General features: G+C 63.2%; 13 protein-coding genes. 4 read left to right on the forward strand and 9 right to left on the reverse strand.

Annotation, left to right across the window (positions count from 1 at the left end):
- Window positions 1–28 precede the first annotated feature (28 nt).
- Complete coding sequence (locus CKW40_RS08340; protein WP_095199733.1) at window positions 29–1,459, forward strand: MFS transporter; 1,431 nt, start codon at window positions 29–31, stop codon at window positions 1,457–1,459.
- A gap of 83 nt (window positions 1,460–1,542) precedes the next feature.
- Here CKW40_RS08340 and CKW40_RS08345 read toward each other — a convergent pair whose 3' ends face one another.
- The 6 genes from CKW40_RS08345 to kdpF all read right to left on the reverse strand — a co-directional run bounded on the left by CKW40_RS08345 (window position 1,543) and on the right by kdpF (window position 9,746).
- A complete protein-coding gene (locus CKW40_RS08345; protein WP_095199458.1) occupies window positions 1,543–2,232 on the reverse strand; it encodes a response regulator transcription factor in 690 nt (229 codons plus the stop codon).
- A gap of 6 nt (window positions 2,233–2,238) precedes the next feature.
- Complete coding sequence (locus CKW40_RS08350) at window positions 2,239–4,980, reverse strand: DUF4118 domain-containing protein (RefSeq protein WP_095199459.1); 2,742 nt, start codon at window positions 4,978–4,980, stop codon at window positions 2,239–2,241.
- Between the two features lie 57 nt (window positions 4,981–5,037).
- Window positions 5,038–5,601, reverse strand: a complete 564-nt coding sequence (gene kdpC, locus CKW40_RS08355) for a potassium-transporting ATPase subunit KdpC (RefSeq protein ID WP_095199460.1) — start codon at window positions 5,599–5,601, stop codon at window positions 5,038–5,040.
- Between the two features lie 11 nt (window positions 5,602–5,612).
- Window positions 5,613–7,706, reverse strand: coding sequence for a potassium-transporting ATPase subunit KdpB (gene kdpB / locus CKW40_RS08360; protein WP_095199461.1), 2,094 nt, complete (start codon window positions 7,704–7,706; stop codon window positions 5,613–5,615).
- A 215-nt stretch (window positions 7,707–7,921) separates the two neighbouring features.
- Window positions 7,922–9,625, reverse strand: a complete 1,704-nt coding sequence (kdpA, locus tag CKW40_RS08370) for a potassium-transporting ATPase subunit KdpA (protein WP_095199463.1) — start codon at window positions 9,623–9,625, stop codon at window positions 7,922–7,924.
- 31 nt (window positions 9,626–9,656) lie between these two features.
- On the reverse strand, window positions 9,657–9,746 hold the full coding sequence (gene kdpF / locus CKW40_RS08375) for a K(+)-transporting ATPase subunit F (protein ID WP_032918612.1): 90 nt from the start codon (window positions 9,744–9,746) through the stop codon (window positions 9,657–9,659).
- A gap of 441 nt (window positions 9,747–10,187) precedes the next feature.
- Between kdpF and CKW40_RS08380 the strand changes: the two genes are divergently transcribed.
- Window positions 10,188–10,685: a YciE/YciF ferroxidase family protein gene (locus CKW40_RS08380; protein WP_179297884.1), complete on the forward strand. Its 498-nt coding sequence runs from the start codon at window positions 10,188–10,190 to the stop codon at window positions 10,683–10,685.
- A gap of 265 nt (window positions 10,686–10,950) precedes the next feature.
- On the opposite strand, the gene CKW40_RS08385 is transcribed toward CKW40_RS08380, so the two are convergent.
- On the reverse strand, window positions 10,951–11,670 hold the full coding sequence (locus CKW40_RS08385) for a Crp/Fnr family transcriptional regulator (RefSeq protein ID WP_095199465.1): 720 nt from the start codon (window positions 11,668–11,670) through the stop codon (window positions 10,951–10,953).
- Between the two features lie 222 nt (window positions 11,671–11,892).
- On the opposite strand from CKW40_RS08385, the gene CKW40_RS08390 reads away from it, so the two are divergent.
- Complete coding sequence (locus CKW40_RS08390; RefSeq protein WP_095199466.1) at window positions 11,893–12,129, forward strand: DUF6894 family protein; 237 nt, start codon at window positions 11,893–11,895, stop codon at window positions 12,127–12,129.
- A 119-nt stretch (window positions 12,130–12,248) separates the two neighbouring features.
- Window positions 12,249–12,446 (forward strand): hypothetical protein, encoded by a 198-nt coding sequence (locus tag CKW40_RS08395; RefSeq protein ID WP_095199467.1) that lies wholly within the window; start codon window positions 12,249–12,251, stop codon window positions 12,444–12,446.
- Window positions 12,447–12,585: 139 nt separating this feature from the next.
- Here CKW40_RS08395 and CKW40_RS08400 read toward each other — a convergent pair whose 3' ends face one another.
- Window positions 12,586–12,888: a DUF982 domain-containing protein gene (locus CKW40_RS08400; RefSeq protein ID WP_095199468.1), complete on the reverse strand. Its 303-nt coding sequence runs from the start codon at window positions 12,886–12,888 to the stop codon at window positions 12,586–12,588.
- Between the two features lie 14 nt (window positions 12,889–12,902).
- A complete protein-coding gene (locus tag CKW40_RS42815; RefSeq protein ID WP_143748260.1) occupies window positions 12,903–13,196 on the reverse strand; it encodes a hypothetical protein in 294 nt (97 codons plus the stop codon).
- Between the last annotated feature and the right edge of the window lie 702 nt (window positions 13,197–13,898).

The raw sequence follows: 13,898 nt of genomic DNA on the forward strand, positions 1-13,898 counted from the left end.
ATCGAGATATGCAAAGCATGGGGTGGACATGACTGAAATCGGCACAAACAGGGTCGACTGGCGCGCATTGTGGGCGAGCGGCGACCTGGCGCGCTTCTGCTTCATCAGCCTCGGCATCCTGCTGCACGCCACCAACGAGACGATGGTGGCGACCGTCATGCCGGCCATGGTCGGCGAACTGGCCGGGGTGCAACTCGTCGGCTGGTCGCTGGCGATCTACGAGCTCGGCGCCATCGTCGCCGGTGCCGCCGCCGGGCGGCTGGTGAGCTATGTGGCGCTGCGCACCAATATGGTGGTCGCAGCCCTGCTCTACGCCACAGGCGCGCTGATCTGCGCCACCTCGCCGTCCATGCAATTGTTCCTGGCCGGCCGCCTGATCGAGGGGCTGGGCGGCGGCGCACTGGTGTCGCTGGCCTTCGTCTCGGTCGAGCGGCTGTTTTCGCGCGCCATCTGGCCACAGCTTTTCGGCATCATGTCGGCGATCTGGGGCGTTGCCGCCTTCAGTGGCCCGTTGCTCGGCGCGATCATGACCGAGCTTTTGTCGTGGCGCTGGGCCTTCGGCGTCTTCACTTTCGGCGGCACAGCGATGGCGCTGGCCAGCTTCCTGGTGCTCAACACCCCGGAAGCAACGCGACCCGTCACGAGCGCGGGCAAGGTGCCGCCCTTCCCGTTCGCCGCCCTTGCTTGCCTTGCCGTCGCCGTGGTGCTGATCGCCTCGGCCGGCGTCGACATCGCCGTGCTGCGCTCCTCGCTGCTGATCGTGCTGGGCCTCGCCGGCTTGGCGTTGTTCTTCTATATCGACGCGCTGAAGCCGCGCTCCCGGCTGTTCCCGTCGGGCCTGTTCTCGTGGCGCACGCCGGTCGGCGCCGGCATGACCATGGTCGCAGCCTTTTCGGTGGCGACCTGTTCCTTCGGCGTCTACGGACCGCTGCTTTTGACCAGCCTGCACGACATTCCGCTCTTGACCACCGGCTACATCATCGCCGCCGAATCGATCGCCTGGTCGATCCTGTCGATCCTCGTCGCCAACGCGCCGCAGCGCGAGCGGCTGATCATCGTCGTCGGTGCACTGATGATCGCGGCCGGTATTGCCGGCTTTGCCTATACGATACCGCTGGGCTCGATCCCGCTGATCCTGATCTGCGCCTTGCTGCAGGGCGGCGGCTTCGGCATTGCCTGGCCGTTCCTGACCCGCGTCATCGTCGCCTCCGCCCCGGACGATGAGCAGACCATCGCCTCGGCCGCGGTGCCGACCATGCAGCGCATCGGCTATGCCGTCGGTGCCGCCCTTGCCGGCATCGTCGCCAATGCCAGCGGCTTTTCGCAAGGGCTGAACCATGACGCGGCGGCCAATGTCGCGAGCTGGCTGTTCCTCGCCTTCGTGCCGCTTGGCATCCTCGGCTGTCTCGCCGCCCTGCGGGCATCCGCGACGAACCGGCCATTGGAAGCCATCGGCTGACTGGAGCAATTCCAGGAAAAGTGTTTACGGTTTTCCGTCCGGAATTGCGTGAAAGCAAAAAGTTAGAACTTCAATACAGTGTCTCAGTCGACACGCAGCCTGTAGCCGACACCGGTCTCGGTGGTGATGTGATGCGGCTGGTCCGGGATCTTCTCGATCTTTTGCCTGAGCTGCCGGACATAGACCCTGAGATACTGCACGTCGGTCGAATCGCCCCAGATCTGCTTCAGCATGAAATGGTGGGTCAGCACCTTGCCGGCATGCTGCACCAGGATGCGCAATATGTCGTATTCCTTCGGTGAGAGTTTTATCTCCTTGCCCTCGACCTTGACGATGCGCTTGACCAGATCGACGCTGAGGTCGCCGCTCTGGAAGACAGGCTTCTCGCCCTGCTGCTGGAACTTGTGCCGCAGCGCCACGCGGATGCGCGCCACCAGTTCGTTCATGCCGAACGGCTTGGTGATATAGTCGTCGGCGCCGAGTTCGAGCGCGCTGACGATGCCGGCCTCGTCGGTGCGGCTGGAGAGGATGACGACGGGAATGTCGAGGCCGTCGTCACGCCATTTGCGCAGCAGCTCATGGCCGCTCATGCCGGGCAGGCCGAGATCGAGCAGCACCAGGTCCGGCTTTTCCTGTTCCATCAGCTCGATCGCCGCCTTGGCGTTCGGCGCCTCGCTGACCGCATAGCCCTGGCTGCCGAGGCCGACGCGCAGCAGTTTGCGTATAGGCGGTTCGTCATCGACGACCAGTATCCTGACATTCGTGTTCGTCATGCCAAATCACCCACATCCCAAATCACCCACATCATTGTCGTCCGTACTGGCGGCGCCGAGATCGGGCGGGTTCGTCGGCTTCGGCATTTTGATGGTGAAAACCGCACCCGAACGGTCGGTTCGGTTTGCCGCGGTGATCGTGCCCCCCATCGCCTCGATGAAGCCGCGGCAGATGGACAGGCCGAGCCCGGTGCCGGCGCGAACCTGGTCGCGCTTGCGCACCCGGTAGAACGTGTCGAAAATCCGTTCCAGATCGCCAGGAGGAATGCCCAGCCCCTCATCCATGATCTGCAGGATGACGGAACCATTGTCGGTCCAACCCTGCACGCGGATCGTCGAGCCTGCCGGCGCGTATTTCGCCGCATTGTCGAGGAGGTTGAACAGCGCCTGCTCGAACAGCACGGGATCGACCTTCAACATCGGTAAATCCGCCGGGATGTCGATCTCGGTCTTATGCTCGGCGATGATCTTCTTCGCCCTCCGCAGGGCCGAGCCGACGATGTCGCCGACATAGTGGAAAGCGAAATTCGGCTCCATTGCGCCGGACTCGATCTTGGTCATGTCGAGCAGATTGGCGATGAAGCGGTTCAGCCGCTCGGATTCGTCGAGCACGGTCATCAGCAACTCGGCCTGGTCCTGTTCGGGAAGAGCCGGCGCGAATTCCCGCAGCGTGCCGGCCGCCCCCATGATGGCGGCGAGCGGCGTCTTCAGATCATGCGAAATCGAGGTCAGCAGCGCCGAGCGCAGCCTGTCCGCCTCGGCGGCGAGCTTGGCCCGGTCGACATCGGCGACGAGCTGGATACGCTCGATGGCGACCGCTGCCTGGTCGGCCAGCGCGTCGAGCAGGCGCTGCTGCTCCGGCGTCAGCAGCGGGCCCTGCTTGTCATTGTCGAGGCCGACGACACCGATTGCCGTGCGCCCTGTGCGCAAGGGAAGATAGAGCCGCTTGGCGCCGGGCAGCGTATCGGCACCGCGCCCGGCGGCACGGTTGTGCTCCCACGCCCAGCGGGCGGCGGCAATGTCGGCCTCGGCCAGCGTATCGTCGGGCGGATAGCCGGCCTTGACGGTGATGGTGCCGTCTTCGGGCAGAAGCAGCACCACCCGCAGCTTCAGCATCGAGGCGATCTGGAAGGCGGTGGCCCACAGAACGTCGTCGAGCGTGCCGGCGCCGGCGAGCTTCTTGGAAAAGAGGTAGATGTCCTCCGTGGCCCGCGCCCGCGAGCGGGCGGCGATCGCCTGGCGCTGCACGCGCACCGTCAGATTGCTGGCAATGACGGCGACGACCAGGAACACGCCGAGCGCGACAATGCTCTCCGGATCCCGGATCGTCAGCGTGTAGCGCGGCTCCAGGAAGAAATAGTTGAAGGCAAGGGCGCTGGTGAGACAGGCGTACAGAGCCGGCCACAGACCGCCGGTCACCGCCGACGCCAGGACCCCGATGAGGAAGATGATCGCAAGGTTGCGAACATCGAGAAACTGGTCGAGCAGCGCGGCGAAGGCGAGCGAGCCGGCGACATAGGCCGTGGCCAGGAGATAGGGCCAGAACTGGAATTGCGTCTGCTCGTCCGCGGTCCTTACGTTCCTCGACGTCGCCTCGGTGCTGCGTTCGTTTCCCGAAATGACATGGACGCTGATATCGCCGGCATTGCGGATGAGATCATAGGTCAGCGATCCCTCGATCAGTTCGCGCCAGCGCGACCGGGTCGGCCTGCCGACCACGATATGGGTGAAATTGTTCGCCGTCGCGTAACGCACGATGTCCTGCGCCACATTCTGACCCGGAATGGTCGTCACCTCGGCACCAAGCTGTTGGGCGAGGCGCAGATTGTTTGCGAGCCGGTCCTTGTCCTCCTCGGGCATGCTGGCCGAGCGAGGGCTGTCGACATGCAGTGCCGTCCACGGGGCACGCAGCCGGTCGGCCAGCCTGCGCGCATAGCGGATGCGGGCCGCGCCGCCCAGGCGCGCGTCGAGGCAGACGAGGACCCTTTCCCCCGCAGCCCAGGGGCCTTGGATGGCATGGGACTGCATGTGATTGAGCAACTGCTCGTCGACGCGCTGCGCGGTGCGGCGCAGCGCCAGTTCCCTGAGCGCCGTCAGATTGCCGGGCGAGAAATAGTTCTCGATGGCGCGCTGGGCGGTGTTGGGGAAATAGACCTTTCCCTCTTCCAGCCGCTTGATCAGGTCGTCGGGGGTGAGATCGATGATCTCGACATCGTCGGCCTGGTCGATGATGGAGTCCGGAACCGTCTCGCGCACCCTGACCTTGGTGATCTGGGCGACGACATCGTTCAGGCTTTCGACATGTTGGACGTTGAGCGTCGTGTAGACGTCGATGCCTTGCGTCAGAATTTCCTGGACGTCGAGATAGCGCTTGGGATGGCGGCTGCCGGGCGCGTTGGTGTGGGCGAGTTCGTCGACGAGAACCAGCGCCGGGCGCCGGGCGAGGATGGCGTCGATATCCATCTCGTCGAGGATGCGCCCCTTGTAGTCGACCTTGCGGCGGGGAATGACCTCATACCCGTCGACCAGGGCCAGGGTTTCCTTGCGGCCATGCGTCTCGACGACACCGATCACCACATCGATGCCGTCGGCCAGCCTGGCACGGCCTGACATCAGCATTTCGTAAGTCTTGCCGACACCCGGCGCCGCGCCAAGGAAAATCCGCAAACGGCCGCGCCCCTCCCGCTCGGCATGCTCGAGCAGCGCGTCGGGGGAAGGTCGGTTCTCGTTGCTTCTGTCTTCTGGCATCAGGATCGATCATGGAGAGGTCCGGGGATGCTGTCGATCCCCGGCCCTCGCCGTAAACTATTTCGCGGCGTCCAGCGCCAAGTTGAGCGCCAGCACGTTGACCACCGGCTCGCCCATGAAGCCGAGTTCCCTGCCTTCGACCTGGCCGTCGACAAGCGCCTTGACCTTGGCTTCGTCGATGCCCCTGGCCTTGGCGACACGCGGAACCTGGAAATAGGCGGCCTCCGGGCTGATCTGCGGATCAAGGCCGCTGCCGGACGTCGTCACCAGGTCCATCGGCACGGGCTGGTTCGGATTCTCCGCCTTCAGCTTCTCGGCGTCGGCCTTGATGCGCTCGATCAGCTTCGGGTTGGTCGGGCCGAGATTGGTGCCGCCCGACGCCGTGGCATCGTAGCCGTTGCCGGCCGCCGACAGCCTGCCATGGAAATACTTGTCGCTGGCGAAGGCCTGGCCGATCAGTTCGGAGCCGATGACCTTGCCGTCCTTCTCGATCAGGCTGCCATTGGCCTGGCGAGGGAACAACGCCTGCGCAATGCCGGTCATGCCCAGGGGATAGACCAGGCCGGTCAGCACGGTGAAGAAGACGATCATGATGATCGCGGGTCTGATTTGCTTGAGCATCGGAATGATCCTTATGCAAGGCCAAGGGCCGTGACGGCCATGTCGATTATCTTGATGCCGACGAACGGCACGATGATGCCGCCCAGGCCGTAGACGAGAAGGTTGCGGCTGAGCAGCGCGCCGGCGCCGATCGCGCGATATTTGACGCCTTTCAGCGACAGCGGGATCAGCGCGATGATGATCAGCGCGTTGAAGATGATGGCCGACAGAATGGCGCTCTGCGGCGTCGCCAGATGCATGATGTTGAGCGCCTGCAGCGGGCCGGTGGTCTGCCCCGGCGCGATGTAGAAGACGGCGAACATGGCCGGGATGATGGCGAAGTACTTGGCCACGTCGTTGGCGATCGAGAAGGTCGTCAGCGAGCCGCGCGTCATCAGCAGAGCCTTGCCGATCTCGACGATCTCGATGAGCTTGGTTGGATCGCTGTCGAGATCGATCATATTGCCGGCTTCGCGCGCGGCAACCGTGCCGGTATTCATGGCGACGCCGACATCGGCCTGGGCAAGGGCGGGTGCGTCGTTGGTGCCGTCGCCGCACATGGCGACCAGCTTGCCCTTGGCCTGTTCGTCGCGGATCAGCTTCAGCTTGTCCTCGGGCGTCGCCTGGGCAAGGAAGTCGTCGACACCGGCTTCCGCGGCGATGGCCGCCGCCGTCAGCGGATTGTCGCCGGTGATCATCACCGTGCGGATGCCCATGCGGCGCAGTTCCGTGAAGCGCTCGCTGATGCCGCCCTTGACGATGTCCTTGAGATGGACGACGCCGAGCAGCCGCCCGTCACGCTCGACCGCCAGCGGCGTGCCGCCGGACTTGGCGACCTCGTCCGCGATCGCCTGGAGATCCTTGACCGACTCGCTGCTTGGGCGCGTGCCGTGGGCGGCGACCGTCGACTGGTTGACATGGGCAAGCACGGAATCGACCGCGCCCTTGCGCACCGACGAGCCGTCGACGTCGACGCCGCTCATGCGGGTCTGCGCGGTGAAGGGAACGAAGGTTGCGTGCAGCGTTGCCATGTCACGGGCGCGGATGCCGTATTTCTCCTTGGCCAGGACGACGATCGAGCGGCCTTCCGGCGTTTCGTCGGCGAGCGAGGCGAGTTGGGCCGCGTCGGCCAGTTCCTGTTCGGTGACGCCCTTCACGGGACGGAATTCCGTCGCCTGGCGATTGCCGAGCGTGATGGTGCCGGTCTTGTCGAGCAGCAGCGTGTCGACATCGCCGGCCGCCTCCACGGCACGGCCCGACATGGCCAGCACATTGAACCGCACCAGGCGGTCCATGCCGGCGATGCCGATCGCCGACAGCAGTGCGCCGATCGTCGTCGGGATCAGGGTGACGAACAGGGCGACGAGGACAGTCACCGAGATATAGCCGCCCGAATAGGCGGCAAAGCTCGGGATGGTCGCGGTGGCCAGCACAAAGATCAGCGTCATGCCGACCAAAAGGATGTTGAGCGCGATCTCGTTGGGCGTCTTCTGGCGTTCGGCGCCTTCGACCAGCGAGATCATGCGGTCGAGGAAGGTGTGGCCGGAGGCAGCCGTGATGCGCACGCGGATCCAGTCGGACAGCACCTGCGTGCCACCGGTGACCGCCGAGCGGTCGCCACCGGATTCGCGGATGACCGGGGCCGATTCACCGGTGATCGCCGCTTCGTTGACCGAGGCGACGCCTTCGATCACTTCACCGTCCGACGGGATGATGTCTCCGGCTTCGACAAGGACGATATCGCCGACCTTCAGGCTGGTGCCGGGCACCAGCTTGAACTTGGCTCGGTCCTCGCCGGCCAGCAGCTTGGCCTGGGTCTCGGTGCGCGCCTTGCGCAGCGAGTCGGCTTGCGCCTTGCCGCGGCCTTCAGCGACCGCTTCGGCGAAGTTGGCGAACAGCACGGTGAACCACAGCCAGATGATGATCTGCAGCGTGAACTTGAAGTCACCGCCACCGGTGATGAGATCCCTGACGAAGAGAACTGATGTCAGCGCCGAGACGACGGCGACGACGAACATCACCGGGTTCTTGATCAAGGTGCGCGGGTTCAGTTTCCTGAAGGCTCCGCCGATGGCGGGCCACAGGATGCTGGCGTCCATGATGCTAGCGGATTTGGACTGGCTCATTTGTTGGCTCCAGTATGTTGTTGGCGGGCACCGATCGATCGGATGCCGAAGGAAGATGCGGCGGCCCATAGACCAGCAGCCAGATCACGATCATGGCTGCCGCAATGCCGAGGAATGTGGACACGGTTGGGAAAGGAGGGGGGATTCTCTCCCCCTCTTTGTCGGTCCGACGCTCAACGTTGCGACGCGTGTTTTTGAACCAGGACATGGCGATCTCAGAAGGTTTGCCCGTGGATCATGGCCAGGTGTTCGACGATCGGTCCGATCGCCAGCGCCGGGAAGAAGGTGAGGCCGACGACGATCAGGATGACGCCGACCAGCAGGCCGACGAACAGCGGGCCATCGGTCGGGAAGGTGCCGGCCGACGCTGGCACCGTCTTTTTCGCCACCAGCGAGCCGGCGATGGCAAGTGCTGGAATGATGACGAAGAAGCGACCCACCCACATGGTGATGCCGAGCGTGATATTATACCAGGGCGTGTTGCCGCTGAGGCCGCCAAAGGCGGAGCCGTTGTTCGCCGCCGCCGAAGTGTAGGCATAGAGAACTTCGGAGAAGCCGTGCGGACCGCCATTGGCCATCGAGGCCACAGCACTTGGCAGCACGACCGCGATGGCCGTGAAGACCAGCATGACCAGAGGCAGAGCGAGGATGGCGAGCATCGCCATCTTGACCTCCTTGGCCTCGATCTTCTTGCCGAGATATTCGGGCGTGCGGCCGACCATCAGGCCGGCGACGAAGACGGCGATGACGATGAACATCAGGATGCCGTAGAAACCGGCGCCGACGCCGCCGACGATGACTTCGCCGAGCTGCATGTTGATCATCGGTATGAAGCCGCCGATCGCGGTGAACGAGTCATGCATGGCGTTGACCGCGCCACAGGAGGCGGCCGTCGTGATGACGGCGAACAGTGCCGACAAGGCGATGCCGAAGCGGGTCTCCTTGCCTTCCATGTTGCCGCCGTCGATGCCCAGTGCGTGGACCAGCGGGTTGCCTGATGCTTCCGCCCAGTAGCAAATGGTGACGCCGGCGATGAACAGGACACCCATCGTCGCCAGGATCGCCCAGCCCTGGCGCTGGTTGCTGACCATGCGGCCGAAGACGTTGGTCAGCGCCGCGCCGAGCGCGAAGATGGTGACCATCTGGATGAAGTTGGAGATCGCGTCGGGATTTTCGAAAGGATGCGCGGCATTGGCGTTGAAGAAGCCGCCGCCATTGGTGCCGAGCATCTTGATGGCGACCTGCGAGGCGACGGGACCAAGGGCGAGCGTTTGCTTGGCGCCTTCGAGCGTGGTGGCGTCGACATAGGGGCCGAGCGTCTGCGGCATGCCGAGCCAGACATAGACAAGGGTGAGCACGATGCAGGCCGGCAGGAGGATGTAGAGCGTGCAGCGGGTCATATCGACCCAGAAATTGCCGATCGACTTGACCGAATGCCGGGCGAAGCCGCGGATCAGCGCCACCGCGATGGCGATGCCGACCGCCGCGGACATGAAGTTCTGCACGGTCAGGCCGGCCATCTGCACGAGGTAGGACATCGTGCTTTCGCCGCCGTAATTCTGCCAGTTGGTGTTGGTCACGAAGCTGACGGCGGTGTTGAAGGCGAGGTTCTGCTCAACGGCGGGCATCCCGGCCGGATTGTACGGCAGGACGCCCTGCAGGCGCTGCAGGGCATAGAGCACCAGGAAGCTGGCCAGGCTGAAGAACATGATGCCGGCCGCATAAGCGGTCCAGTGCTGCTCCTCGCGCTCGCTGGTTCCCGAAATGCGGTAGAGCGCCCGTTCGACGGGCCCGAGGATCGGCGAGAGGAATGTGCGATCGCCGTTGAAAACGCGGTACATGTAGCCGCCGAGCGGCTTCACCAGCAGAACGACGACCACGCAGTAGGCGAGGATCTGTATCCATCCGTTGAGAGTCATTGAAGTAGCTTTCCGTGCCTTGCTGTTGCCGTCAGAAGCGTTCTGGGCGAACGAGGGCGTATGTCAGGTAAGCGAGCAGGAACAAGGTCACACCGCCGCCGAGGATATAGTCGAGAAGCATGTTGCGATCCTCCGGTTCAAAGAATGTCGCAGACTTTGATGTAGGCGATGGAGAGAGCGAAAAACAAAATCTCCAGCCCGATAACGACGATATCCATCGTGCATGTTCCTTATCTTCGTTTTATTTGCGCATTGCGCTGTACGCCTGCAATCGGCAGGTGGAAACCAAATGGAACCACTCCGCCACGATAGATAATCGCGACCGAGCTGTGTGTTCCCTGGAGAATATGGACCCGATCGCCATAAAGGTTCGAGACGGCGCGGGGCGGAAAGAAATAGGAATTTTATAAAGGTTTTTGCCAGCCCATCGCCGACGGGCGGATGGCGTCTCGATGAGGATTCGCCGGGGTGAACCGCTTCACCGCGCTGTGCGGCGTGAATGGAACAAATCATCCCGCGGGAGATTGTCGACCTGAGGGTTCACGCATCAAAGGATATGACGATGGCAAAACAGAAAATGCTCGACGACCTGTTTCACGACACGCTGAAGGACATCTATTTCGCCGAAAAGAAGATATTGGCGACGCTGCCGAAAATGGCCAAGGCCGCGCAAAGCGCCGAACTGAAGGCCGCCTTCGAAAAGCACCGCACCGAAACCGAGGGCCATGTCGCCAGACTGGAGAAGGTCTTCGGCGTGATCGGCAAGAAGCCGGTCGGCAAGACCTGCGCCGCCATCATGGGCATCACCGAGGAAGGTGCCGAGATCATGGAAGAGTACAAGGGATCTCCCGCGCTCGATGCCGGCCTGCTGGCCGCCGCGCAAGCGGTCGAACACTACGAGATCTCGCGCTATGGCACGCTGAGGACATGGGCCGGTGAACTCGGCCTGAATGACGCCGTGACACTTCTCGAAGCGACGCTCAAGGAAGAGAAGGCTACGGACCAGGCGCTGACCAAGATCGCGGAGTCGGCGGTCAACGTCGCCGCCGAAGCGGCGTAAATCTACAAGATCGGGGGCCGCGCTGACCGGCCCAAGGTGTATTGAGATTCAGGTCAGGCCGAGCCGGAGTCGAAGACGGGCGCGAAGCGACCAAACAAGGTGGTTTTCGAGAACCGGAGCGGAGCGTACTTAAGTACGTGAGCACCGGCCTACGCCGGCCGTAGCCTTAACTGCCACGTCACTCATGGCAGCTTCGGCCGGCGAAGGCCGGAAGCGCAGAAAGCCACCGTTTGCAGGCCGGCCTCACCTGAATATCGATACACCTTTAGCGTGGCTCCCGCATCATGCTCAGATAGGTCGGGTCGAACTCGGCGATGTCCTGCAGCCGGTGCCAGTCTAAAATGGTCACCGCGTGGTTTGCCCAGCTGACGACGCCGACCTTGCGCAAGGCGCCGATGACGCGGTTCATGTGCACCACCGACAGGCCGAGCACGTCGGCCATCTCCGCTTGCGAGAGCGGCAGGTGAAAACTCATGCCGTTGGTCCGCTGCACCACCTGCAACCGCACGAAAAGCTCGCAGACCAGATGCGCCAGATGCGAGGTCTTGGAGCGTCGCCCCATGGCGACGATCCATTCGCGGTGGATGGCGCCGTCGACCAGCGTGTCCAGCCACAGCAGCCGGGTCAGATGCGGCGCCTGCTCGGTGATGGTGCGAAGCCGGCTGTGATCGGCGAACATGACATGACAGGGCGACAAAGCGACGATGCCGTGATCCATGGTCTTCAGCAGGAAGGCATGGAGATCGACGAAGTCGCCGGGCACCTGCAATGAGGTGAACTGCCGGCCGCCATCCTCCAGCACCTTGTAGCGCGCCGCCAGCCCGTCGAGGATCAGCGTCGAATAGGTCGGCCGCGACCCCGATGCGACGATGTCCTGGCCGGTGGCGAAATGCCGCTCGAAAGTCATGGCGCCGGCCAGCAGCGCCTTCTCGGCGTCTGACAGCGCGTCATGCTGGCCCAGGTTGAGATAGAGGGATTCAAGCACCGCAACCTCCAGCGAAAGGGCCTGAGAAGCCGATCGCCATGTGTTCTGTCGGAAGCAAAAGGCGGCTTGGGATGGACTAGGCCTTTGGAAGGTTACGGGCATTAACATTTGTTAGGCCTGCTTGTTCCACGGCAAATGCCGCCCGCTGATGGAACAACTGCCTAGCCCGCGAATTGTCGATTGACTATCTCGCCATTTCATCAGCCTGAGGTTAAGCCCATCATGCCTCGATATTATCTCGACCTCTACAATGGCGACGGTCTGACGGTGGATGATGACGGCCAGGTCTTCGAAACGCGCGATCGCCTACGGCGGGAGGCTATCCGCATCCTGCCCGACATCGTCCGTGATGAGATCATCGAAAACGACCACACCGCTATCACCGTCAAGGTACGCGACGAAGACGGACGCCAGATCTTCGAGGCCTCGCTCGTCGTCTCGTCAGGCTGGTGCGACTGACGGCGCTCTTCACCCAATGGAGCCCCGATGACAAAAAGTGTTTGACCATCATTTGTAATCGCCGCCCCCGCCGCGACGCTGCAGCATGCGGGGCCGGAAGAGGATGGAGGTAGCAGCACATGAACCGTGCAAAAGTCGACACCCAGCGTGACGAGCGCGCCAAACGTGAATCGCAGATCGTGATCGATGCCGAGCGGGCGGCCCGCGAGGAAAAGACGGCCAGATTGAGAGAGCAGCGCCTTGCCGCGCAATCAGCGCAAGCGCCTGATCCGACGAGGCCCAAGCCGGCACGCCGGCGCACACCGTCGAAAGGGTGATTGCCCCTGGGCAAACATTCATCGGGTGATGGTTGCGATCTTCCTGCAGCAAAAGCGAAAGCCCGGCTCGGGAGGTCCTGGCCGGGCTTTCAGTGACGGTCGATGCGGAATTGGCCACCACGAGCGGATGGCCTCAAACTCAGGCGGCGTAGCCGCCACAGCCGCGCGCGACGGCGCGCGCCACGATGACCGGCTCGATCTCGGGCCAGAGAATGCCGGCGGCCTTCGCGAATGCGACGAGCGCATGGCGCGCCTCATCCCTGGTGATGCAACCTTCCAGCGCAAGCCCACACGCCTCGACGGCATGGCGATGGAGCGGACCACGGCGCGAAGTCGTCCAGTCGGTCAGGAAATCGTGCATTTCGGCCAGCGAGGCAATCTCGCGCTTGAAGCCAAGGCCGACGGTGAGCGCCACCGGCGAATGAAACAGCTTGTCGTACATGAAACGGCTCCTGATTATCGCAGCGCCAGGAGAGATATCCGGGCTGGTCCACGGACGGGACGCCGTGAAACGCGCGGCAGCGCGAGAGGTTCCAGATGGACGCTTTTGTTCCTGCGCGCCGATCGCCGACGGCACTCCATCAGATGCCCGGTCCACCAGCCATGGCTGCTGCTGACGCGGATCAGCAGCATTCCTATGCCGTAGACCATCGCCGCCCAGTAGAGCGGCGTGCCGATGGTCCAGTGCTCGTCATCGGGAGCAGCACCCACGAGCGCCTTGCGGCAAGCAGGAAGGCCTTTCCCCCGCATGGCTCATCAATGCATGGCGCGGGCTACAGGCGGGGACGCTTCGTTTTTGTAGGAGAGCGGTCGGCAAGGAAACGCGCGTTCACGCGGCGCGCGCAGGCCGGTCCGGGGCCGCGCATATAGTGAAGCTCTGGTCGGTAGCGCGGTGCGATGAATTCGCGAAAGGCTGATGCCAACCGATTGATTACCGCCAGACGTCCTGTGACCCAATCTCTGCAAGATGCCGCTGCGTGAGGCTGTTCAATTCCGATCCATAGTCTCGTCGCCATCGAGGTGGTTCCTATGATCTTGTGATGGCCGGCGGACATGATCGCACGGTCCGCGACACTGACGCCGCCGCCGATAAGGTCTCGGCTGGTGGAGCGCTTGAGCAAAAGACCGAATTGTTTTGAGCCGCGGTCAAAAACCTCCACGAGGGCGGCAAGGGGGCGAACCCTAGGGCGATGGCCAAGAACACTGCCAGAAGCCCGAACAGAAGCTTACGCGACATCATTGTCCCAACCTCACACGCCGGTGTCGATATGAAACAGCGTCTTAGCGCCCGGCATTGCCTGAAGCTGTAGAAGCAAGAACGGTGCCACGCTTGCCTCGCATGCTTCATGGAGAGATAGACGTGTCGGCTCTCTTTGAAGAAAACAGGTCAGGCCTTGGCTCGATAAACGTCGCAACGGTTTCGAGTTCTGGAGGCGGTGCCGAAACTGTTCC

The organism is Mesorhizobium carmichaelinearum (assembly GCF_900199455.1).
Taxonomy (GTDB): Bacteria; Pseudomonadota; Alphaproteobacteria; order Rhizobiales; family Rhizobiaceae; genus Mesorhizobium; species Mesorhizobium carmichaelinearum.

Bases quoted from the DNA above. Each gene is read 5' to 3' on its own strand.
- kdpC (WP_095199460.1), bottom strand. From the start codon at position 5,601: ATGCTCAAGCAAATCAGACCCGCGATCATCATGATCGTCTTCTTCACC.
- CKW40_RS42815 (WP_143748260.1), bottom strand. From the start codon at position 13,196: ATGCGGGGGAAAGGCCTTCCTGCTTGCCGCAAGGCGCTCGTGGGTGCT.
- CKW40_RS08340 (WP_095199733.1), top strand. From the start codon at position 29: ATGACTGAAATCGGCACAAACAGGGTCGACTGGCGCGCATTGTGGGCG.
- kdpA (WP_095199463.1), bottom strand. From the start codon at position 9,625: ATGACTCTCAACGGATGGATACAGATCCTCGCCTACTGCGTGGTCGTC.
- CKW40_RS08390 (WP_095199466.1), top strand. From the start codon at position 11,893: ATGCCTCGATATTATCTCGACCTCTACAATGGCGACGGTCTGACGGTG.
- CKW40_RS08345 (WP_095199458.1), bottom strand. From the start codon at position 2,232: ATGACGAACACGAATGTCAGGATACTGGTCGTCGATGACGAACCGCCT.
- kdpF (WP_032918612.1), bottom strand. From the start codon at position 9,746: ATGCTTCTCGACTATATCCTCGGCGGCGGTGTGACCTTGTTCCTGCTC.
- kdpB (WP_095199461.1), bottom strand. From the start codon at position 7,706: ATGAGCCAGTCCAAATCCGCTAGCATCATGGACGCCAGCATCCTGTGG.
- CKW40_RS08400 (WP_095199468.1), bottom strand. From the start codon at position 12,888: ATGTACGACAAGCTGTTTCATTCGCCGGTGGCGCTCACCGTCGGCCTT.
- CKW40_RS08350 (WP_095199459.1), bottom strand. From the start codon at position 4,980: ATGCCAGAAGACAGAAGCAACGAGAACCGACCTTCCCCCGACGCGCTG.
- CKW40_RS08380 (WP_179297884.1), top strand. From the start codon at position 10,188: ATGGCAAAACAGAAAATGCTCGACGACCTGTTTCACGACACGCTGAAG.
- CKW40_RS08395 (WP_095199467.1), top strand. From the start codon at position 12,249: ATGAACCGTGCAAAAGTCGACACCCAGCGTGACGAGCGCGCCAAACGT.